16 protein-coding genes are annotated in these 22006 nt (G+C 58.2%); 5 read left to right on the top strand and 11 right to left on the bottom strand.

Annotated features, from left to right (window positions below; genetic code table 11):
* The first annotated feature begins 86 nt into the window (after window positions 1-86).
* On the top strand, window positions 87-755 hold the full coding sequence (locus IEX44_RS05470) for an HAD-IA family hydrolase (protein WP_188689925.1): 669 nt from the start codon (window positions 87-89) through the stop codon (window positions 753-755).
* A 26-nt stretch (window positions 756-781) separates the two neighbouring features.
* On the opposite strand, the gene IEX44_RS05465 is transcribed toward IEX44_RS05470, so the two are convergent.
* Both IEX44_RS05465 and IEX44_RS05460 read right to left on the bottom strand, forming a co-directional pair.
* Window positions 782-1090, bottom strand: coding sequence for a putative quinol monooxygenase (locus tag IEX44_RS05465; protein ID WP_188689922.1), 309 nt, complete (start codon window positions 1088-1090; stop codon window positions 782-784).
* Between the two features lie 21 nt (window positions 1091-1111).
* On the bottom strand, window positions 1112-1708 hold the full coding sequence (locus IEX44_RS05460; RefSeq protein WP_188689920.1) for an NAD(P)H-dependent oxidoreductase: 597 nt from the start codon (window positions 1706-1708) through the stop codon (window positions 1112-1114).
* 157 nt (window positions 1709-1865) lie between these two features.
* Between IEX44_RS05460 and IEX44_RS05455 the strand changes: the two genes are divergently transcribed.
* Together IEX44_RS05455 and IEX44_RS05450 are read left to right on the top strand one after the other, a co-directional pair.
* A complete protein-coding gene (locus IEX44_RS05455) occupies window positions 1866-2510 on the top strand; it encodes an MliC family protein (RefSeq protein WP_188689917.1) in 645 nt (214 codons plus the stop codon).
* Between the two features lie 173 nt (window positions 2511-2683).
* Window positions 2684-5872 (top strand): bifunctional diguanylate cyclase/phosphodiesterase, encoded by a 3189-nt coding sequence (locus IEX44_RS05450; protein WP_188689913.1) that lies wholly within the window; start codon window positions 2684-2686, stop codon window positions 5870-5872.
* A gap of 66 nt (window positions 5873-5938) precedes the next feature.
* On the opposite strand, the gene IEX44_RS05445 is transcribed toward IEX44_RS05450, so the two are convergent.
* The 6 genes from IEX44_RS05445 to IEX44_RS05420 form a co-directional block, all read right to left on the bottom strand.
* Window positions 5939-6658 (bottom strand): peptidylprolyl isomerase, encoded by a 720-nt coding sequence (locus IEX44_RS05445; RefSeq protein WP_188689911.1) that lies wholly within the window; start codon window positions 6656-6658, stop codon window positions 5939-5941.
* 2 nt (window positions 6659-6660) lie between these two features.
* Window positions 6661-7365: a respiratory nitrate reductase subunit gamma gene (gene narI / locus IEX44_RS05440; RefSeq protein WP_188689909.1), complete on the bottom strand. Its 705-nt coding sequence runs from the start codon at window positions 7363-7365 to the stop codon at window positions 6661-6663.
* Window positions 7362-8060, bottom strand: coding sequence for a nitrate reductase molybdenum cofactor assembly chaperone (gene narJ / locus IEX44_RS05435; RefSeq protein WP_229678764.1), 699 nt, complete (start codon window positions 8058-8060; stop codon window positions 7362-7364). The genes narI and narJ overlap by 4 nt, the downstream gene beginning before the upstream one ends.
* Window positions 8050-9609, bottom strand: a complete 1560-nt coding sequence (narH, locus tag IEX44_RS05430) for a nitrate reductase subunit beta (RefSeq protein WP_188689902.1) — start codon at window positions 9607-9609, stop codon at window positions 8050-8052. Before narH ends, narJ begins: the two co-directional genes overlap by 11 nt.
* A 778-nt stretch (window positions 9610-10387) precedes the next feature.
* Entirely contained in the window at window positions 10388-14140 is a 3753-nt protein-coding gene (locus IEX44_RS05425) for a nitrate reductase subunit alpha (protein WP_188689899.1), read from the bottom strand.
* A 153-nt stretch (window positions 14141-14293) separates the two neighbouring features.
* A complete protein-coding gene (locus IEX44_RS05420) occupies window positions 14294-15694 on the bottom strand; it encodes a NarK family nitrate/nitrite MFS transporter (RefSeq protein ID WP_373287762.1) in 1401 nt (466 codons plus the stop codon).
* A gap of 478 nt (window positions 15695-16172) precedes the next feature.
* Between IEX44_RS05420 and IEX44_RS05415 the strand changes: the two genes are divergently transcribed.
* A complete protein-coding gene (locus IEX44_RS05415; protein ID WP_188689896.1) occupies window positions 16173-17033 on the top strand; it encodes a DMT family transporter in 861 nt (286 codons plus the stop codon).
* Here IEX44_RS05415 and IEX44_RS21225 read toward each other — a convergent pair whose 3' ends face one another.
* The 3 genes from IEX44_RS21225 to IEX44_RS05400 form a co-directional block, all read right to left on the bottom strand.
* Window positions 17034-17573 carry a methylated-DNA--[protein]-cysteine S-methyltransferase gene (locus tag IEX44_RS21225; protein ID WP_308423788.1) on the bottom strand — a complete coding sequence of 180 codons (540 nt, stop codon included), beginning with the start codon at window positions 17571-17573 and terminating at the stop codon, window positions 17034-17036.
* A gap of 8 nt (window positions 17574-17581) precedes the next feature.
* Window positions 17582-18013, bottom strand: a complete 432-nt coding sequence (gene arsC, locus IEX44_RS05405) for an arsenate reductase (glutaredoxin) (protein WP_444544656.1) — start codon at window positions 18011-18013, stop codon at window positions 17582-17584.
* Window positions 18014-18094: 81 nt separating this feature from the next.
* Window positions 18095-20275, bottom strand: coding sequence for a prolyl oligopeptidase family serine peptidase (locus IEX44_RS05400; RefSeq protein ID WP_188689893.1), 2181 nt, complete (start codon window positions 20273-20275; stop codon window positions 18095-18097).
* Between the two features lie 370 nt (window positions 20276-20645).
* Between IEX44_RS05400 and IEX44_RS05395 the strand changes: the two genes are divergently transcribed.
* On the top strand, window positions 20646-21989 hold the full coding sequence (locus IEX44_RS05395; protein WP_188689891.1) for an NHL repeat-containing protein: 1344 nt from the start codon (window positions 20646-20648) through the stop codon (window positions 21987-21989).
* Window positions 21990-22006: the final 17 nt, after the last annotated feature.

The raw sequence follows: 22006 nt of genomic DNA, 5'->3' as shown, positions 1-22006 counted from the left end.
GCGGCCTGTGACATAATCAATTCTGCGGCAGCGCAGCAATCAAAACCCCGCGCGCCGTTCCCGTGCCACTTCCCTGTCGAGTCATCATGTCTACGCAACCGCTGTTTCCTCGTACTTTCTCCGCCTTCTTGTTTGATATGGATGGCACCATTCTCAGTTCGATTGCCGCCGCCGAAAAAGTCTGGGGCGACTGGGCGCGTGAGCATGGGCTGGATGTCGCAACCTTCCTGCCCACCATTCACGGTGTCCGGGCGATTGAAACCATCAAGAAACAGCAACTGCCAGGGATTGATGAAGAAGCGGAAGCGGCCAAAATCCTGCAAGGTGAAATCGATTACCTGGAAGGCATTGAACCCATTGCTGGCGTGGCCAGGTTTTTGGCATCGCTGCCGAAAGATCGCTGGGCAGTGGTCACGTCAGCCACGCGTGAGCTGGCAGAAAAACGCATTGCCGCAGCCGGCCTGCCCATGCCGCCTTTGATGGTGTGTGGCGAAGATGTCGAGCGCGGCAAGCCCGCGCCGGATTGCTTTGAACTGGGCGCCCGCAAGCTGGGCGTGAACCCGGCGCAATGCGTGGTGTTTGAAGACGCTCCCGCCGGAATTGCTGGTGGTGAAGCAGCCGGGGCGACCGTCGTGGTGATCACGGCCACCCACAGTCATCCCATCGATACGACCAATACCTGCGTGCCAAACTATGAGGCGCTGAGCATCGCCGTGAACGCCGATGGCAGTCTGAGCCTGATGACCCGGGACTGACCACCGGCCTGCCCCGGGGCGGGTAGTTACAGCCCCGGGTTCAGGATATGGATCGAGGCAGACTCGACCAGGTCTTTGGTCGCTTCACGATAAGTGAGCATATGCGGCGCTTTCATATGGGCTTGCAGGTGCTCAATAGTCGCCCATTGTTCCAGCATGAATACGGTATCGGGCGAGGTTGTCTGAAAGGCGACTTGCGTCACGGCGTCGACCATGGGCGCATAGGCCGTGCAACCTTCTTCTGCCAGCACGGCAGGCACAATCTTCGCAAACTCTGCCAGCAATTTCTCGCGCTGGCCCGGTTTGGCTTTGATGATGGCAATCACAGTCAGCATGGGTTTCTCCACAAATACAGATCAAGCACGGCTGGCCGGAGCAAACAAAGTGGCCAGATGCGCGAAATAACGGTCAATATCCGCCGCAACGGCGGGCGCTTTGATCACATCATTGCAGATAAACGTCGGCAGCGGTGACATCCCCAGGAACTGGTTAGCCTTGTGGAAGGGCAGGTAAACGCCATCCACACCCACGCCTTCAAAGAACTGGGCCGGATCGGTGAATGCTTCCATCGGGGCGTTCCAGGTGAGTGAGAGCATGTAATGCTTGCCCTGGATCAGGCCGCCAGAGCCATACTTAAGACTGGCATCGCCGCGGCTGCGGCCATCACTGGCATACAAGCGGCCATGACCTGCGGTGAAAACTTCATCCATGTATTTTTTCAGCGTCCACGGTGCGCCCATCCACCAGCCTGGCATCTGATAAATCACGACATCGGCGCGCAGGTACTTTTCGATTTCCGCTTCAACATCGTAACCGCCATCAACAAATGTGGTTTCGACTTCAAACTGGAAGTCTTTCAGGGTTTTTTCAGCAAATTCGGCCAGCGTGCGATTCAACTCGCCAGCGGAATGGCCAAATTGTTTGCCGCCGTTGATGATCAGAAAACGGGTCATGGTGTGCCTGTCAGGGTTGGTTTTGATTCAAGGCCGCCAGATTAATCGTCACGCGCGGGCAGAAAAACCATGTGGCTGGAAAGAAACTGTTGACCGGCAGTCAAAGAAAATCCGTGCTTGAATGACAAAACAGCCACTAACCCATCCGGAAGCCGTCATGAAGTTCAACCCGATCGTGCTTGGTATCGTCACATTCGCTTTATTTCTCAGTCACATGGCGCAGGCGGCCAAGCCTTCATTCAATTGCGCACGGGTGTCGACCAGCGCGGAAAAAGCCATTTGCGCCGATGACGACCTGGCCGCACTGGATAGAGAAACCAGCCGGTTGTACAAACTGGCCAGCACTGACAAAAGTGCCGATCCTGCCGCACGCAAGAATCTGAAGGCTGTACAACGGGGCTGGATCAAAGGCCGAAATGATTGCTGGAAGGAGAGCGACCTCAATGCCTGTATCACTGCCAGCTATGTCATGCGTATTTATGAATTGCGCGCGGACTTTCCGGCAACGCATCGCAACAGCGGTGCCAGTACGAGCACCGGGCCGTTCCTCATGCATTGTCCTGGTGTCGACGACGCCATCCCGACCGCCTTTGTGCAAGTGGGGGCGGGCTACGCCTACGCGGCGCTGCCGGGCCGCAAACTGGTTCTGACGCAAGTTGTAGCCGCCTCTGGCGCACACTATCAACACAACACCGGGGAGGGCCTGTTCTCTCTGTGGAACAAGGGCCCCGACGTATTGCTGCAACAACCTGGCCAGCCGGATGCCCAATGCACTATCGACAACAGCGATCAGGGTTCCTGAGCCGGTTTTGGGGCGCAAATGCACCGGTTTGTTCCACTCGTGCATCATTGCGGGGAGAGAACGTAGCCGTCCGGCGGGGCTTGGGTTAGATTCGCGTTTACCGAAATAATGACAACGCAATGGAGGCAACGGCATGGCTTTGCCCGGTCCGCAGGCAAGAGAGGACGGCTGACTTGTTCAGATCCCGCGGGTTGTTTGCGTTTCCTTATGCGGCCCTGTTTGCCTTGCTGGCGGGGCTGTCTGCCACCGCGTTGCTGTTTCTGGCAGTCGGGCAGCTTGAATACGACCGGGTCTCGCTCGATTTCCGGCAGCAGGCCAACGAGCGCGTTTTTGCCGTGCGTGATGGGCTGGACGACATGTCGCAGGTGCTGGTGGTGCTCAACCAGCTGTTTGTCACGGTCGATACCCCGGTCACGCGCGAACAGTTCCATGTGTTTACCCAGCCCTTGCTGGCGCGCTATCCGTACGTGCAGGCGTTCAACTTCCATCGCATTATTCTGGACAGTGAGCGAGCCAGCTACGAGGCGCAAATGCGCAAGACGTGGCCTGGCTTTACCATCACCAATCTGAAAAACGGCAAAGTGTTGCCCAGCCCGCATCGGCCGATTTATACCGTGGTTGATTACCTGGAACCCCTTGCCGGTAATGAAGCCGCACTGGGGCTGGATGTCACCGGTAATCTGGCTGAGCGTGATGCACTGGCCAATGCGCTGGCAACGGGTAAACCGGCCTCTACAGGTCTGCTGCAACTGGCGCAGGGGCGGCCTGGCACTATGTCCCGCCTTGGCTTCGTGATGCTGATGCCGGTTTATGCGCGTAACGCACCACCGGGTACACCTTCCATTGGTGACACTGCCGCAGTGTTTCGCACCGAAGGCCTCTTCAAAACCTTGCTCGATAGCGCCGGCGAGTACGACCCCAAATCTCATGTGAACCTGAGTATTTACGCCGGGCACAAGGTGGATGAACACAATCTGGCCTTCCGCTCGGGCGGCCCGCCACCTGCCGTTGCGCCGCAAATCTGGTTGCCTGCCTGGTTAACGCCGAACAACACCGAGATCAGCGCCAGCACGTTTACGGTCGCCGGCCAGTCCTGGCATGTCGTGGTCTACGCGCCCATGCCGTTCTTTGTGAATCACGTTGGCTCCATGATGACCTTGCTGGGTGGTGTGCTGCTCAGTCTGTTGGCGGCGGCCTGGTTATGGCGGCAGTCGATGCAAGCGGTGGAAATCCGCCGTCTGGTTGAAAAACGCACCGCCGCCCTCAAGCATGCCAACGCCGAACTGGTCGCGGATATTACCGAGCGCATGCGCGTTGAGCGCCTGCTGGCTGATCGTGAGCGTGAATTCCGGGCGCTGGCAGAGAACTCGCCTGATGCCGTGTGCCGATACGGGCGTGGCGGCGAGATTCTGTACATGAATTCGCATCTGCACCAGATTCTTGGCAAAACCACCGATGACCCCAACGAACGGATTCCACCCGAGCGCTTTCCGGGCAACAGCCAGAAAACTTTCGTAAAAACACTGCGCAAAGTCATTGCCATGGGCACGGACGATGAGGTTGAACTGGTTATCCAGCCACCCAATGAAACGGCCCGCACTTATCATATCTTGCTGGTGGCAGAGCGCGATGCCGATGGCACGGTGCGCGGCGCGCTGACCATTGGCCGGGATATCACCGAGTTCAAGCGCGTGCAGGCGCAATTGATCGCTCACGAGCAGGATTTCCGCACACTGGCGGAAAACTCGCCCGATCTGATCGTACGTTACGACCACGATACGCGCCGGCTCTATGCCAATCAGGCCTTTGCTGATGCCACCGGCCAGCTACTGAGCGACGTCGTGAACAAGCCGGTGACCGAGGGCTCCGTCCTGCGCAATCCAGGGGCATTCAATATTGCCTTGGGCAACGTGCTCGATACGGGTCTGGCAGATGTGATTGATGTTGAATTCGGCCAGCCACTCAAAACCTGGCAGATGCGACTGAACCCGGAGTTCGACCCGCTAGGCAATGTGGTATCCGTATTGGCGGTGGGGCGTGATATCACGGAGTTGCTGGCCTACCGCCAGAAGATACACTCGCTGGCGTTCTATGACGTGCTCACGGGCTTGCCCAACCGCGCCTTGTTCAACGACCGCATTGCCCAGGCGCTGGTGACAGCGCAGCGCAATGGCGAAAAGGTCGGCGTCATGATGCTGGATCTGGATCGCTTCAAGACCATCAATGACACACTGGGGCACTCGGCAGGGGATGACCTGCTGTGTGAAACCGCGCTGCGCCTGAAAAGTTGTGTACGTGCCTCTGACACGGTCGCCCGACTGGGGGGCGATGAATTTATTCTGGTCTTGCCGGGAATCCGTGAGGAAACGCGCCTGAACTCGCTGGCCAGCCATATTCTGGGGCGGTTGGCAGCGCCCATGATGCTGGACGGGCGCGAGCTGGTGGTCACTGGCAGTGTGGGTATTGCGGTGTACCCGCAAGATGGCGTACTGGCAGAAACGCTGGTCAAGAATGCGGACGGCGCCTTGTATGATGCCAAATCCAAAGGCCGCAACAATTTCCAGTTTTATTCAAAAGAAATCAGCCAGCGTGATCATGAACGGCTGGGGCTGGAAGCGGACCTGCGCCGCAGTATGGCGCGCGGCGAGCTAATGGTTTATTACCAGCCCAAATTTGATTTTGGCAGCGGGGAGGTGATTGGCGCAGAGGCACTCTTGCGCTGGCATCACCCGGAACGCGGTTGGGTAGCACCCGATAGTTTTATCGGTATTGCTGAAGACACCGGTCTGATTATCGAGATTGGCGAATATGTGCTGCTGGATGCCTGCAAGGTTGCTGTGGACTGGAACCGCACCCATAAGCGTGATCTGCACGTGGCTGTGAATATCTCGCCGCGTCAGGTCCAGCAGAGCGATATCGGTGCCACTGTGCGCAAGGCGCTGCTGGCCACCGGCTGTGCCCCACGCTGGCTGGAGCTGGAAATGACCGAGAGTCTGCTGCTGAAAGATCACGCCGCCACGCGTAGCACGCTGGAAACCATCTATGCCATGGGCGTGAACATTGCCGTGGACGATTTTGGCACCGGGTACTCCGCGCTCAGTTACCTCACGCATTTCCCCATTACCACGCTCAAGATTGATAGTTCATTCATCAAGGACGTCATCAACAAGCCCTCCAGCGCGGTGCTGGTGCAGTCCATCATTGCCATGGCGCATGGCATGGGGATGCGCGTGGTGGCAGAGGGTGTAGAGACCGCCGAGCAGGCAGGCTGGCTGAAGGCCATTGGCTGCGATATGGGGCAGGGGTATCACTGGGGCAAGGCGGTGCCAGCGACAGACTTCATGCTGAGCGCGACGGGTTGAGCCGTATGCTGAAGGTGTGCCGGCTGAAACCCTGACGCGCTTTCTGCAACCCCTCGGTCACTCCACCTAATTCATCAACGGCGAGGTCGCCCGGTCCAGCGTGACGCCTTCGATCTGTGCTGAACCTGCCAGCACACTCACATACTGTGCCAGCGCTTTGTTGAGTGCCTGGCGCTGCAGATCTTTGCGCACGCGCTCGGTGATGGCATCCAGCGGGATCACCTTGCCAGGTTCGCGCTGATCAATACGCAAAATATGAAAACCGTAGCGGGTGCGCACGAGTTGGGGCCAGATCCCGATGGATTGATCGGCAAACAGTGACTGTTCGAACTCCGGCACGGTATCGCCGCGCTGCAATTGTCCAAGGCTGCCGCCAGTTTCAGCCGAAGGGCAGTTGGAGTTCTCGCGGGCAGAGGCTTCAAAGTGCTCTGGATGCGCCTGCACGTAATGCAAAATGCCCTCAGCCCGGGTCAACAAGGCTGGCACTGGCATACCTGGCGTCATCTGCAACAGGATGTGCGACGCCCAGACCAACTCACCTGCGCTGTAGCGACTCTGATGTGCTTCGTAGTACCGCGCCAGTTCCGCCGCTTCGGGTTGGGGAATATGAACTTCCTGCGCCAGCAATTGTTCCAGGCCAGCCGCCAGGTCGTCATCCTCCGCGTCCGGGGTCAACAAGCCCAGTTCCACAGCCCGCTGACGCAAGAGTTCTTCGACCGCTGCGCTTGCCAGACTGTGTTGATCTTCGGCTTCGATGCGTACTTCATTGATGGTGGCAAATGGCATGCTCAACGCTCCAGGCTACGGCGGCGAGTACGGACGATCTGATAGGGCCGGATCAGATAGAACACAGAGGCAAAGCCGCTCCAGATATGAACCAGTCGGGTGAACGGGAACACCAGAAAGATCGTCAGCCCCAGAAAGATATGCACCTGATAGACCCATGGCACACCAATCAACAGGTCAGCGTTGCCAGGGCGAAATGTCACGATGCCTTGTACATATTGCACCAGCACCTCAAAACTGTAGCCGGGCAGCTTGTTGAGCGAGAACACCACCGTTAACAGCCCTAGCACCAGTTGCAGCCATAGAATGACCAGCACCAGAACGTCAGACGTCCGCGTATTGGACCAGATGCGCGGGTCGGTAAAACGCCGATAAGCGAGGACGGTAATGCCGATCAGGGCGAAAACGCCGGCCACGCCGCCGGCCACCATGGCCATCATTTCGTGCACGTGCGGGCTCATCAGTGCCAGGACGATGGGCTCTGGCATCAAAAAACCGACCAGGTGACCAAAAAATACCACCAGCACACCAAGGTGAAACAGCATGGAGCCGAGGCGTAACTGGCGTTTGCGCAAGAGTTGGGACGAGTCGCTCTCCCACGTGTACTGCTCACGTTCAAACCGGACAAGGCTACCGACAAAAAACATGGTCAGCGCGATATATGGATAAAACCCGAACAGAAACTGATGCCACCAGGGATCGGTCATGATGAGGCTCCTGATCGGCGCAAGGCCGGTTGGGACATGAACTGGATGGTTTGCGTAACAGGTTCGTTACCGCAGCGTTTGCTCTGATGGCCAAAGGCGGGTTCTTCTTGCCACTCTTTGTCGATGTCTTCGGGCTCGGGCGGCGTGGCGTTGGTCCAGTCCAGTCCGCCTTGCCGGCCCAATTGCAAGATGGCCTCGAAGATTGCAGCGTAGTCACTCCCTTTGCCGAGCAAGGTCTCGCCCACCGGGCGTAACAGATGGGCGCAATCGGCAATGAAGGTCTGCGCGGTTTTGGCATCCACGCAACTGCAGAACTCCAGTAGCGCCGGCAGGTAATCGGGCAGCTCGCCGTCCTTGAGATACAGTCCGGCGGTCTCGTAGGTTTGCAGCAAATCGACCATGGCCGAGCCGCGATCACGTGATTCGCCATGCAGATGCTCAAACAGATGCAACGACGTGCGGCGACCACGATCAAACAGGCTGACCCAGGTTTCTTCCAGATCGAGCTGGTCGCTGGTGGCCAGACGCGTGCACAGCGGCATCAGTTGCTCTTTCTGTGCTTGTGCCAGCAACCGGCTGGCCATCAGCACATTGTGGATTTCTGCCACAGCCGCGACCATCTCCCGTGTCGGGTAACTGAGCAACGCCGCCAGCGCGCGCAAGGGTAAGGCGTGCGATCCGGTATCAGTAGTCAACGGTTTTCTCCGGCGAATTCCCGGCAATGGTCTTGAGCGGGAAGACCTTCTTGGTGCCCATCTTGCCGCCAAACAGACTGGTCTCGGTGGTCCCGTCCGAACAACCATTGCCAAACGAGAACCCGCATTCGCCGCGCAGCTGATAGGCGTTTTCCGCGTACTCGCGATGGGTAGAAGGGATGACGAAACGGTCTTCGTAATTGGCGATGGCCAGATAGCGATGCATGTCCTCCACTTGATTGAGGCTCATGCCCACCTGATCCAGCAGTGCCATATCATCCGTGCCCTCAAGCTGGCGCTGGCGGAAAAACGCGCGCATGGCCAGCATGCGTTCCAGCGCAGAGACCACGGGCGCTTCTGAGCCGGCAGTCAGCAGGTTGGCCAGATAACGCACCGGAATGCGCAAACTGTTGACGTCTGGAATATGCCCGTTCACGCCCACTTCGCCCGCATTGGCGCGGGCCTGGATGGGGGAGAGCGGCGGCACGTACCAGACCATAGGCAAGGTGCGGTATTCCGGGTGCAACGGGAAGGCAATCTTCCATTCCACCGCCATCTTGTAGGCGGGGGACTGCTGGGCGGCGTCCAGCCAGTTTTCCGGGATGCCGTCCTTGCGGGCTTGCTCACGCACGGCTTCGGAATACGGGTCCAGGAAAATGCCCAATTGTTCTTCGTACAGCGTTTGCGGGTTTTCAGCGCTGGCGGCTTCTTCGATCCGGTCCGCGTCGTACAGCAACACCCCCAGATAACGGATGCGGCCGACACAGGTTTCCGAGCATACCGTCGGCTGGCCGGCTTCAATGCGCGGGTAGCAGAAGATGCATTTCTCGGCCTTGCCGGACGACCAGTTGTAATAGATCTTCTTGTACGGGCAGCCCGACACGCACATACGCCAGCCGCGGCATTTGTCCTGGTCGATCAACACAATGCCGTCTTCTTCACGCTTGTAGATCGACCCGGACGGACAGGACGCCACGCACGCCGGGTTCAGGCAGTGCTCGCACAGGCGCGGCAAATACATCATGAAGGTATTTTCAAACTCGCCGTAAATCTCTTTCTGGACCGACTCAAAGTTGTAGTCCTGGCTACGTTTGGAGAACTCTCCACCGAGGATTTCTTCCCAGTTCGGGCCCCATTCAATCTTCTCCATCCGTTGGCCAGTGAGAATGGAGATCGGCCGCGCCACCGGTTGGGTTTTCATTTCTGGCGCGGTTTGCAGGTATTCGTAATCGAAGGTGAACGGCTCGTAGTAATCGTCAATCTCTGGCAGGTTGGGGTTGCCAAACAGGTTCAACAGAACCTGCAAGCGGCTGCCTTGTTTGAGCTTGAGTTTGCCGTTGTCCTTGCGCGCCCAACCGCCTTTCCAGTGTTCCTGGTTTTCCCAGTCTTTGGGATAGCCGACACCGGGTTTGGTCTCGACGTTGTTGAACCAGGCGTATTCCACGCCCAGCCGGCTGGTCCACACGTTTTTACAGGTGACCGAACAGGTGTGGCAGCCGATGCATTTGTCCAGGTTCAGAACCATGGCAATTTGGGCGCGGATTTTCATTTGCGTGTGTTCTCCAGAACGCCGGGTGGGCGTTGATTGCACGTGTACTTGCGTGACTACTTCGTCATTCCGGCCTTGAGCCGGAAGCCAGCAATGCCGTTGGCAGATGCCACTTCGTCGCCGAGCCTTTGGCGAAATCCGGGGTTGCTGGCCTGGTTCGTTGTTGCTGTTGCTGTTGGGTTTGCGGTGTTGCCGTTGTTTTTGACTTTCCTCCCCCGTCAAAGCCCAGCGCCGAAGGAGTGGAGGGAGACCTTAGGCTCCCGACCGACTGAGGGAAGCCCGGAGGGCCGCCAGGCTGGGGTCGCCTTTCTTTGGTCACTTTCTTTGGCGAAGCAAAGAAAGTGACGTGCTCCGGCCACCGCCGGTATCAAATCGCCTTTAACACCGCGCCATAGGCGCTAACACGGTTCATTGATTGGTCACCGTTGCAACTTGTGTTAGCGCCTGACGGCGCGGTGTGTACAAACCCGGGGTGCCGGGCCCACGTCACTTTTCTTTGCTTCGCCAAAGAAAAGTAACCAAAAGAAAGGCGACCCCGACGACAGCGCCCACTACGTGGGTTCCCTGCGCTTCTCGCAAAGTCCGGCTGGCTCCAGGGAACTCGGGCTACGCCCTCAAACACCCTTGCGCCGAAACCCCGGACTTCGCTGCGATGCTCGGCGCTGCCGAAGGGGAGGTACGTCAAGAACAACCCCAACAGCAACTTCAAAAGCAACTTCAAAAGCAACTTCAAAAGCAACTTCAAAAGCAACTTCAAAAGCAACTTCGACGGGGAGCTCTACGTCGCCTTATCCACATCTAGCGCCGCCACATGATCCTCCGCCGCATCCGCCCAGTTCACCCGGTTCATCTTGCGCACAATTACAAACTCATCCCGGTTCGATCCCACCGTGCCGTAGTAGTTAAACCCGTAGGAAAGCTGGGCATAGCCACCAATCATGTGCGTGGGTTTAAGTACCGCGCGGGTCACGGAGTTGTGAATGCCGCCGCGGTGTTTGGTGATTTCGGAGACCGGCACATTCACGATCTTTTCCTGTGCGTGATACATCATGCACATGCCTTCTTTCACCCGCTGGCTGACCACGGCGCGGGCGGCGATGGCGCCGTTGACGTTGAAGAGTTCGATCCAGTCGTTGTCTTCAATACCCACCTTTTGGGCGTCCAGTTCAGATAACCACACAATCGGCCCGCCACGGCTGAGCGTCAGCATGATGAGGTTGTCGGTATAGGTGGAGTGGATCCCCCACTTCTGGTGCGGCGTGATGAAGTTGAGCGTGATCTCCGGAAAGCCGTTGGACTGCTTGCCCTTGAGCGGCGCGACCGTGCGTGTGTCTATCGGTGGGCGATAGCTCACGAGGCCTTCGCCAAAATCCAGCATCCAGCGATGGTCCTGATAAAACTGCTGGCGGCCGCTCAGCGTGCGCCACGGGATCAGCTCGTGCACGTTGGTGTAGCCGGCCGTGTAGCTGACGTGCTCGCTTTCAATGCCAGACCAGGTGGGGGAACTGATGATTTTGCGTGGCTGCGCCTGAATGTCGCGGTAGCGGATTTTCTCGTCCTCGCGCACATCGGCCAGATGGCTGTGCTGGCGGCCGGTAAATTTCTCCAGCGCTTGCCAGGCTTTGACGGCGACCTCACCGTTGGTTTCAGGCGCCAGTTGCATGATGGTCTCGGCGGCATCGATGTCGGTCTCGATGCGTGGCAAGCCTTTGCTGATGCCTTCTTCGGTGACAAGGCGGTTCAGTTTGCCAAGGCCATCGACCTCATGGTCGGTGTTCCAGTTGATGCCCTTGCCACCGTTCCCCAGTTTTTTCATTAACGGGCCCAGTGCGGTAAAGCGCTTGTAGACGTTGGGGTAGTCACGTTCAACCATCACCATGTTGGGCGCGGTTTTACCGGGGATCAGATCGCACTCGCCTTTTTTCCAGTCCAGCACTTCAAAGGGTTGCGCCAGCTCCCCCGGGGTATCGTGTTGCAGCGGCACGAGCACCAGGTCTTTCTCAACGCCGAGGTGACCGGGGACGAGCTCAGAGAACTTCTTGGCAAATCCTTTGTAGATCTCCCAGTCGCTGCGGCTTTGCCAGATCGGATCGACGGCGGCAGACAGCGGGTGGATAAAGGGGTGCATGTCGCTGGTATTGAGGTCGTTCTTCTCATACCAGGTGGCCGTGGGCAGCACGATGTCTGAATACAGGCAGGTGGTGCTCATCCGGAAATCCAGCGTGGTAATCAGGTCCAGCTTTCCTTCTGGCGCCTTGTCATGCCACACCACTTCTTCCGGTTTTTCCCCACCGGTTTCGCCCATATCCCCTTGCTGAATGCCATGCTGCGCCCCGACAAAGTGCTTGAGGAAATACTCATGCCCCTTGCCGGATGAACCAAACAGGTTAGAGCGCCAGACAAACAGATTGCGCGGAAAATTCTCTGGTGCATCCGGGTCTTCGCAGGCCATGCGCGTCTGGCCGGATTTCAGTTGTTGCACCAGCCAGTCTTTGGGTTCGACGCCCGCCGCAGCGGCTTTGCCGGCCACGCTGATCGGGTTGATATTGATCTGCGGCGCCGAGGGCAGCCAGCCCATGCGCTCGGCGCGCACATTGCAGTCGATCAGTGTTTTGCCGTAACGGCTGGTGTCGGCCAGGGGCGAGAGGACCTCCGCCGTGGTTAACGACTCATAGCGCCATTGATCGGTGTGCGCATAAAAGAACGACGTGCTGTTCATGTGGCGCGGCGGGCGCGACCAGTCCAGCGCAAACGCCAGCGCGGTCCAGCCGGTTTGCGGGCGCAGTTTTTCCTGACCCACGTAATGCGCCCAGCCGCCACCGCTTTTGCCAATGCAACCGCACAACATCAGCATATTGATGGCGGCGCGGTAGTTCATGTCCTGGTGATACCAGTGATTCATGGCAGCACCGATGATGACCATGCTGCGGCCTTCGGTTTTCTCGGCCGTTTGCGCAAACTGGCGGGCAACTTCAATCACCTTGTCCGGCGGCACGCCGGTGATCTTTTCTTGCCACTTGGGCGTGTAGGCAATGTCGTCGTCGTAGCTTTGGGCTGCCTGACCGCCCAGCCCGCGTTCGATGCCGTAATTGGCACACATCAGATCAAACACGGTGGTCACCAGCGTCTCGCCCACATGCTTGACCGGTACATTGCGTACCAGCACGTCACCGCCCTGGTCGTTGTGGGCAAAGTGTTCGTGTTCTTCTGCGCCAAAGTAGGGGAAAGCCACGCCAACCACATCTTCTTTGGCCTCGATCAGGCTGAGCGCCAGTTTCACCTCACTGCCCGCGCCGTCTTTTTGTTCCAGATTCCACTTGCCCAGATCACCTTCAACCTGCTGACCCCAGCGATAGCCAATCGAACCCTGAGGCGCGACAAAGCGCTGGCTGGTTTCATCAAAGCCGACGGTTTTCCATTCGGGGTTGTTAGCCTGGTCAAGGTGATTGGCAAAGTCAGATGCGCGCAAAAAGCGATCAGCCACCCAATGCTCGCCGTGTTTCTTCAGTTGTACCAGCAAGGGCAGATCGGTCAGGCGGCGGCAGTAATCATCAAAGTAGGGGACAGTGCGTTTGACGTGAAACTCGTTGAGGATCACATGGCCCATAGCCATGCCCAGCGCGGCGTCGGTGCCTTGTTTGGGGTGTAGCCAGATGTCAGAGAGCTTGGCGACTTCAGAGTAATCCGGCGTTACCGCCACAATCTTGGTGCCGTTGTAGCGGGCCTCAACAAAGAAATGGGCGTCTGGCGTGCGCGTCTGCGGCACGTTGGAGCCCCAGGCAATAATGAACGCCGAGTTGTACCAGTCTGCTGATTCGGGCACATCCGTTTGTTCGCCCCAGGTTTGCGGGCTGGATGGCGGCAAGTCGCAGTACCAGTCGTAGAACGACATCAGCGTACCGCCCAGCAAACTCAGATAACGGCCGCCCGCGGCGTAGCTGACCATGCTCATGGCCGGAATGGGTGAGAACCCGATGATCCGGTCCGGGCCGTGGGTCTTGATGGTGTAGATATTGGCAGCGGCGACAATCTCGTTGGCTTCTTCCCAGGTGGCGCGCACAAAGCCACCCCGGCCGCGAATCTCTTTGTATTGCTGCGTTTTGGCCGGGTCTTCGACGATGGATTTCCAGGCCTCGACCGGTGCCAGCGTCTTGCGGGCCTCGCGCCACAGCCGCACCAGGCGGCCGCGGATCATGGGGTATTTGATGCGGTTGGCGCTGTATAGATACCAACTGTAAGAGGCCCCGCGAGAGCACCCGCGTGGCTCGTGATTGGGCATGTCCGGCCGGGTGCGCGGGTAGTCGGTTTGCTGGGTTTCCCACGTCACAATGCCGCCCTTGACGTAGATTTTCCAGGAACAGGAACCCGTACAGTTCACGCCGTGCGTAGAGCGCACGATTTTGTCGTGCTGCCAGCGCAGGCGGTAGGCGTCTTCCCATTGCCGGTCTTCGGCCCGTAGTTCGCCGTGGCCGTTGGAAAACGGTTCGCGTTTCTGGGTGAAAAAGGTCAGTCGATCAAGAAAATGGCTCATGACTTGCCCCGGCAAATGGCGTGGTCGGGCTTGGCCCGGCGCTCGTCGTAGGGTGAAGTGTCGCTGCGCGCCGATTTCACCCCAAGGAAGTGGCGCGCATCAGAGGTATCTACCGTGCCCCACGCCGTTGCAGGGCCGATTTCAGCACGCTGTTCAGCAAGGCATGGCAGCGCCCTTGCGGGCATAACGCCACCAGCACAGCAAAACGCAGGTGATGTAGAACACGATAAAGGCATAGAGCGCTGCTTCGGCGGAGCCGGTGGCATCCATCGACACGCCAAAACTCTGCGGGATGAAATACCCGCCATATGCCCCGATGGCGCTGATAAATCCACCCGCTGCGGCCGCTTCCACGGCGCCATCCAGCAAGGCTTTTTTCTCGGCGGCTTCGCCTTTGCCTTCGGCTTCTTTTTTAGCCAGACGCGGGAAGATCACCGGAATCATTTTGTAGGTGGAGCCGTTGCCTATACCCGAGAGCAAGAACAACGCCTGGAACATCAGGAAAAAGCCCCAGAAACTGCCACCGGCCGGATTACCGTCCGCCCCGGTGTGCGGCAAGAAATACAGCACCCCGAAGATGGCTGCCGCCATGAGTACGAATACCCACATGGTCACGCGCGCGCCGCCCCCCAGTTTGTCTGAAACGGTGCCGCCAACCGGCCGGATGATCGCCCCGATCAAAGGGCCGATAAACGCGTAGTCGGTTACGTTGATCTCAGGAAACTGGGTTTTGGTCAGCAGGGCAAAACCGGCGGAAAAACCAATGAAACTGCCAAAGGTGCCCAGATACAGCCAGCACATCATCCAGTTATCAGCCCGTTTGAAGATGACGGCTTGTTCTGCCACGGTGGCCTCGGCAACCGCCAGATCATTCATGCCAAACCAGGCTGCCAGCGTCGCTGCGATGACCAGTGGCACCCAGACAAAGCCGGCGTTCTGTAGCCACATCTGATGTTCTGCGCCGTTTTGCGTATAGGTTTGCGGTTGCCCACCCAGCGCGCCAAAGATGCTCATGGTGATGACAATCGGCACCAGAAACTGCATGACGGACACGCCCAGGTTGCCCAGTCCGGCATTCATGCCATTGGCCCAGCCCTTGCGCGTCTTGGGAAAGAACCATGCAATATTGGCCATGGAGCTGGAGAAATTGCCGCCGCCAAAGCCGCACAAGAGCGCAATGACCAACATGACAGAGAACGGTGTATTCGGGTCTTGCAGCGCGAACCCGAGCCAGATCGAGGGGATCAGTAAACTGGCCGTTGAGATGGTGGTCCACTTGCGCCCGCCAATCAGCGAGGGCATGAAACTGTAGAAAATCCGCAGGGTGGCACCAGACAGGCTGGGTAACGCGGTGAGCATGAACAACTGGTTTTTGGTGTAATGAAAGCCCACCTGGGGCATCTTCAGGACAACCACGCTCCATACCACCCAGGTCGAAAACGCCAATAACAGACAGGGGATGGAAATCCACAGATTGCGCTTGGCGATGCGTTCACCTTCGCTTTCCCAGAATGCCTGGTTGTTTGGTTCCCAGCGCGTAATCCTGTTTGCCACAATGCCCCCTGTCAGAAGTGCCAATGTCGCTCAAAACGTTTCTAACAATAGCCTTCATTACTCTTATTGCAAGGTTGATGGCGGGGCTGCGTTGGTGACCAGAAGTGCGCGCCAACGCAGAGCACAGCGCGCATCACTTCGGCGCGATTCGCGCTGCGTGTTGACAGGCGGTGGCTGTATTCTGCTAGCATAAGTGGGTTGTTTTAACTGCCATTCATTCCAGTTTCTATCACCATGTTTGCTTTTGACCATCACACCACATCGACACCGGCTCCCTTGCCGGCGCGGGTGCGTGCGTGCGCAAACATGCCTCCGCCGTCTGCTGTTGTCATCGTGGCCGCAGTACTTGCACTGGCACCTCCGCGTGTCGTTGCAGTGCGTTGATCCGCGCCATTTCTAGCCCCTGACTTCCTGGTTTTGTGCCCGTGTGCTGATTGCACGGTCAGGGTCTGTTCGACTTTTGCAGACGAGTTTCCCCATGAATATCCGTGCTTTGTCCTGGGCTGCGCCCATGACGTTCTTTGTGCTGCTCTGGAGCAGTGCGCCGTTGTTTACCCGTTGGGGCTTGAACCATGCCTCGGTGATGGCTTTGCTGGCGCTGCGTTTTGCCGCCGCCCTGATCACACTGATAGCGCTGGGCTGGTGTGATCGTGCCTGGCTACCCGCGCCAGGTACGCGCTGGCGGGTGGCCGGCGGCGGTTTGATGATGATGAGTTGTTATTCGGTGTGTTACTTCCAGGCCATGGCCCATGGCATGACGCCAGGTGTACTGGCCACGGTGCTTGGCACACAGCCGGTGTTGACGCTGTTGGCGACCGAGCGCACGTTTGCGCCGGCGCGGCTGGCCGGCTTGTTATTGGCACTATGCGGGCTGGCGCTGGTGGTATGGCAAAGCCTGATCGTGGCTCGCCTCTCCGGGATTGGGGTGTTGTTCTCGTTGGGTGCGCTGGCATGCATGACGACGGGGGCACTGGTGCAAAGCCGCGTGAAGCAATCGCCCAGCGTGGTATTGCCGCTGCAGTGTGCCATGAGCCTTGGCGTGTGTTTGATCCTGGGGGCATTTGAGCCCATGCATGTGGACTGGAACGGTACGGTACTGATCTCTGTACTGTGGTTGGGTCTGGTGGTGTCCGTCGGTGCCCAGATGCTGCTGTACCGGATGATGGCCAGTGGTAACCTGGTCAACGTCACCAGCTTGTTTTATCTGGTGCCGGTGGTCACCGCGTTGCTGGACTATCTGGTACTGGGTAATGCGCTGACCGGTTGGGCCATGCTGGGCATGGGCGTCATCATTGCCGGCTTGCTGGTGGTGTTCCGCGTGAAGAAACCGGCGGGTTGATCAGGTGGGGTTTTGCTGGCGCGCGAGGCAAGCCGCTTCGTGCGCCAGCAACCAGCGCTTGCGTTCGATGCCACCGCCGTAGCCAGTCAGATCGCCATTTTTGGCAAAGACCCGGTGACAGGGCACGATCACCGCCAGCCGGTTCTGACCATTGGCGGCCCCGACTGCACGTGCGGCATCGGGCCGGCCGATTCGCTCTGCCTGCTGCTGGTAGCTGGATGTAGTGCCGTAAGGCAAGGCCAGTAGTGCTTGCCATACTTGTTGCTGAAACGCGGTGCCGGGCAGATCCAGTGGCAGATCAAAATCCAGACGCTCGCCAGCGAACCAGGCATTCATCTGGCGCTCAGCTTCTTGCGTGTACTCATGCGGGGCGTCGATCAGGGGCCTCGATAGCAAGCGGCTCAGATCTGCGTACTCTTTGACCAGGATCGGGCGCTCGGCAAATTCCACCAGGCACAGTCCGCGCTCCGTGGCGCAGGCAATCATCTGCCCAAGCCGCGTCTCAAATGTATGGCGCGCAATCGGCGCAAAATGGTTCACGCGCGTGCTCAGGCCTTGGGGGCGACGCGCTGACCATTAGCATCAATGACCACTTCGCCATCTTCTTTGGCAAACGGGCCTTGTTGTGGCGCAGGCAGAATATCGAGCACCCGTTCAGAGGGTCTGCACAGCCGCGTACCCAGCGGCGTGACCACAATCGGGCGCTCGATCAGGATGGGATGAGCCAGCATGGCATCTATCAATTGATCGTTGCTGAGTTCCGCATTAGCCAGCTGCAAAGACTCATATACTTCGCCTTTTTTGCGCAGCAATGCCCGTGGGGTGATTGCCATGGCGGCGAGCAATGTCGTTAATTGCGCGCGATCTGGTGGCGTCTGCAAGTAGAGAATGATCTGCGGTTCGATCCCGGCGTTGCGGATCATCGCCAACGTATTGCGGGATGTTCCGCAGGATGGGTTGTGATAAATGGTGACGGTCATGATTTGGGTCTGGATGCCAAGGGAGAAACGCCCGCACAGTCGAACCAGGCGGGCGTTGTCATGCTACCTCAAGCGGCGCGCTCAGTGCGGCTGGAATGCCTTTATGCCGGTCTGCCAGAAAATGAATGCATATTCGTCGGCCAGATCGTTATCCATCTGCGTGCGTGAAGACCCAAGACCATGGCCGGCATCGTAATCCACACTCAAAAGAACGGGTTTGCCCGAGGTACTGGCCTTTTGCAGGCGTGCAGTCATTTTGCCGACTTCCCAGGGCGCCACGCGCGGATCGTTCACGCCGGTGGTCAGCAGCACTGCCGGATACTTCACGCCGTTCTTCACATGCTGGGTGGAGTCCATGGCCAGCAAATCCTTGAAACCCGCTTTGTTCTTGATCGTGCCAAACTCGTCAATGTTGTCTGGCCCGTTGGGCGAGAACTCCATGCGCACGGGGTTTGAGGCACCCACATCTGACACCACCACCGCAAACAGTTCAGGTGCTTCAGTCATGGCGCGGCCGACCGTGATGCCGCCGGCAGAGCCACCTTCAATGGCCAGGTGATGGCTATCGGTCCAGCCATCTTTGATCAGCTGCTTGCAGCAATCGATCAAATCGCGCCAGGTGTTGGGTTTGTTGGGGCCTTTGCCAGCTTGCCACCAGCGCTTGCCGTATTCGCCACCCCCGCGAACATGCGCCGTGACCATGACGCCCCCCTGTTCCAGAAAAGAGATGAAACGCGTAGAGAAATAAGGTGAACTGACCACCTGGTAAGATCCGTATGCTTGAACCACCGTCGGGTTCTTGCCGTCACGCTTGAGGCCTTTTGGGGCGACGATCGAGAGCGGCACTCGCGTGCCATCACGGGCAATCGCAAACGTGCGATGCGCTTCATAGGGAGAGAGATCTACATCCGGTTGCGAGACCAGCCCGGTATCGCTGATCTGGCCGGTGGCCGGGTCATAGCGGAATACGGTAACCGGGATCAGCCAACTGGCACCGATCATCCAGATGCCATCCACCGTTGATGTTGCACTGAGGCCATCAAGCGAACCTTCATACGGCAGCGGGATGTTGATGACCTTGCCGTTGCTGTCGACCCGGCTGAGGGTGTTGTAACCGCCATCCATCATTTGCAGATACAAACCCTCTTTGGCCAGGGTGACGCCGCTGATGATGCGATCACTGGCAGGCACCACAACCTGTGCGCCCTTGATGTCCGGTGTCGCTGCATTCACCCGCAAGATCTGGCCGTTTTGCGCGGCGCCATGCGTGCTCTGCAAATACAGTTGATCGCCTTGCTGGAGTACGGTCTCCACATCGTCGGCGATATCGCAAATTTTGCGCCAGTCAGGCTTGCCCGCCAGCAAATCACTCAATCTGGCGCTGTACCAGGGGTTGGCCAGGCGCACGCCGCCCATCGATACCGCCAGTACGTAATCAGAGGCCGGATCGGTCAGTATGTAGGGGAATTCCAGCGCATCGACTGCAACACCCGGCCATTGGTTAGCGGCCAGCATGCGCTTGTCCTCACTGGCCGGTGTACCCAGCATGTGTAACCAGTTCACGCTGTCTTGCATGGCGTTGAGATCGGTCCGCTTGCGGCCGGCGGCAAGGCGGTTGTAGAAAAAACCACTGCTATCCGGCAGCCAGGCGGGGCCGGCTTGCAGGGTGCGATCGATCTCTTCAGACAGATTTGTGCCGGTTTCAACATCCAGTACCCGCAGGACCGAATGCTCTGACCCCGCTTTGGACATCCCGTAGGCCACGTACTTGCCATTGGGCGAGGGTTGCCACCAGTCCAGCGCCATATGCGAGCCTTCAATCTGAACGGTCGTCGGGTCGATCAGCAAGCGCTCGGTGGTCTCGCCCTCATTGCGTACGTACAGCTTGAAGTTGTCGCCGTTTTTCGGGCGTTTGGAATAAAACACCCGCCCCGGCACCGGAATGACGGTACTGGGTGACTCCGCGCCGCCCGACAATTCAGACATGCGCCGGGCTAGCGCCGCCCGGCCCGGGATGCCATCAAGCACTTGCCGCGCATACTGCCCCTGGCCTTTGAGCCAATGCTGCCATTCCGGCGAATCCGTGTTTTCCATCCAGCGGTACGGGTCTGTGATCTGCACACCCCACAGCGTCTCGGTCACAGGTTTGATCCGGGCGGCGGGTGGCCGTGCGATCGCCGCCCACGTCGGCAAGCTGGTGAGCAAGGGCATTGCACCCAGGATTTTTAAAACATCTCTGCGCTGCCAGCCTTCACTTGCCATGTTGTGCTCCTGTGTGACGGGACGTTCATCCGTATCGCCAGATAAAGCGATGCTTGTGGTATGCCAATTAACGGGCAGGGGACGGTGGGGATGACGACAAGATGCAGCGTACGGTTTGTTTTCGTATGCGACCAGCATGACGAATAGCGTGTTTTGACGGGTGTCTGTCGGCTGTTGTGCTTTTCTGGCAACGTTTCGTACATAAATCGACACAACATCGGCCGTGGCTGGATTCAAACGCGCGTTTGCTGCTAGCGTTGCCGCCTTGTAGCACAAGGGTGGGGAGCCCTTGATGCATATGGCATGGCCCGAGGCTGGACATGTGGCTGTGACAAAAAAATACATCACCAAAAAGAATGGACGTAAAGAAATGAAAACAATAAAAAGTGGCGCACAGGCCCTGTGCGTTGTCAGCCTGATGAGCTTGTTGTCTGCCTGTGGTGGGGGAGGCGGTACAGAAACCGACGCCCCGGCCTCGGGTTACAAGGTGGGCGGTGTAGCCAGTGGTTTGCCGGATGGCGAGCCGGTGGTCCTGCAAAACAGCAATGGGGATACCACGACCGTTTCAGCCAACGGGAGCTTCAGTTTTCCGGCAACCGTGGGTAAAGGGGCTGCTTATGCAGTCATGATCACCAGGCAACCGCTCTGGGCTTCTTGCAGCGTAAGCCAGCAAAACGGCACAGCCAATGCAGATGTCAGTAGTATTCAACTCAACTGCGTGGCCGCAAAGGCGCAGGTGACCACAGTGGCAGGACCTGGGGCTTTCCAGAATGCTCAGGGTCTTGTACTGGCCGCTGACGGTAGCTTTTATGTCAGCGACTTCACGAGCGACATCATTTATTCGGTGAATTCCATTGGGCAAGTACAACCATGGGCTGGTGGATTTCAGACGTGGGTTCCGGGTAGTTCCGGGTACCCAGCCCTGGTCACGGAAGGGTGGCTAGACGGCCCTCGCCTCAATAGCCAGTTTTTCGCTCCGGTCGGCTTGGCTCTGGATAAGCAGGGGAATATGTATGTCGCGGATCGCGGTAATTCGATGATCCGTAAAATCTCGGCGTCTGGTGCCGTGTCGACCCTTGCCGGAGATGGCTCGTATTCTTTTCAGGACGGGCAGGGTGCTCATGCCTCATTTGACCAGCCCCAAGGTGTGGCTGTGGATGATGCCGGGAACGTTTATGTGGCGGACACCCGCAATTTGCGTATCCGCAAAATCACGCCCGATGGCACCGTGAGCACGCTGGCGGGATCGGGCACTGCTGTGAGCCAGGATGGTACAGGCGCTGCGGCATCGTTCACTTATCCACGTACGCTGGCGATGGGTCCGGATGGCAATTTGTACGTCGGTGAGCTGAATGTGGGGCGTTTGCGAAAAGTGACCCCGGCAGGCGCGGTGACCACAATTGCGGGGCGTGATCTGCCGGGGTTTGCAGACGGTACCGGTCCGGATGCCGCGTTTAATGGCGTCACGGGTGTTGTCGTTGATCAGAACGGAACGATTTATGTGTCGGATTTCTCCAATAATGCAATCAGGCGGATTTCACGGAATGGGGTTGTCACTACGCTTGCGGGTAGCGGGCAATCTGCTGTGATTGACGGCATCGGCAGCGCGGCGGCCTTTCAAGGGCCAGAGCAACTGACGCTGGATGCGCAGGGGAATTTGTACGTGGTGGAAATCCAGAGTGGTGCCATTCGCAGGATTTCACCCACCCAGTAAGGCTGAGCTTGGTACCC

It is taken from the genome of Silvimonas amylolytica, from assembly GCF_014645555.1.
GTDB lineage: Bacteria > Pseudomonadota > Gammaproteobacteria > Burkholderiales > Chitinibacteraceae > Silvimonas > Silvimonas amylolytica.
Note: the sequence above shows the minus strand (reverse complement) of the source record. Positions and strands in the feature narration are given on the sequence as shown.

Bases quoted from the DNA above. Each gene is read 5' to 3' on its own strand.
- IEX44_RS05415 (WP_188689896.1), top strand. From the start codon at position 16,173: ATGAATATCCGTGCTTTGTCCTGGGCTGCGCCCATGACGTTCTTTGTG.
- IEX44_RS05460 (WP_188689920.1), bottom strand. From the start codon at position 1,708: ATGACCCGTTTTCTGATCATCAACGGCGGCAAACAATTTGGCCATTCC.
- IEX44_RS05445 (WP_188689911.1), bottom strand. From the start codon at position 6,658: ATGCCATTTGCCACCATCAATGAAGTACGCATCGAAGCCGAAGATCAA.
- IEX44_RS05465 (WP_188689922.1), bottom strand. From the start codon at position 1,090: ATGCTGACTGTGATTGCCATCATCAAAGCCAAACCGGGCCAGCGCGAG.
- IEX44_RS05455 (WP_188689917.1), top strand. From the start codon at position 1,866: ATGAAGTTCAACCCGATCGTGCTTGGTATCGTCACATTCGCTTTATTT.
- IEX44_RS05470 (WP_188689925.1), top strand. From the start codon at position 87: ATGTCTACGCAACCGCTGTTTCCTCGTACTTTCTCCGCCTTCTTGTTT.
- narI (WP_188689909.1), bottom strand. From the start codon at position 7,365: ATGACCGATCCCTGGTGGCATCAGTTTCTGTTCGGGTTTTATCCATAT.
- arsC (WP_444544656.1), bottom strand. From the start codon at position 18,013: ATGACCGTCACCATTTATCACAACCCATCCTGCGGAACATCCCGCAAT.
- narH (WP_188689902.1), bottom strand. From the start codon at position 9,609: ATGAAAATCCGCGCCCAAATTGCCATGGTTCTGAACCTGGACAAATGC.
- IEX44_RS05425 (WP_188689899.1), bottom strand. From the start codon at position 14,140: ATGAGCCATTTTCTTGATCGACTGACCTTTTTCACCCAGAAACGCGAA.
- IEX44_RS05395 (WP_188689891.1), top strand. From the start codon at position 20,646: ATGAAAACAATAAAAAGTGGCGCACAGGCCCTGTGCGTTGTCAGCCTG.
- IEX44_RS05400 (WP_188689893.1), bottom strand. From the start codon at position 20,275: ATGGCAAGTGAAGGCTGGCAGCGCAGAGATGTTTTAAAAATCCTGGGT.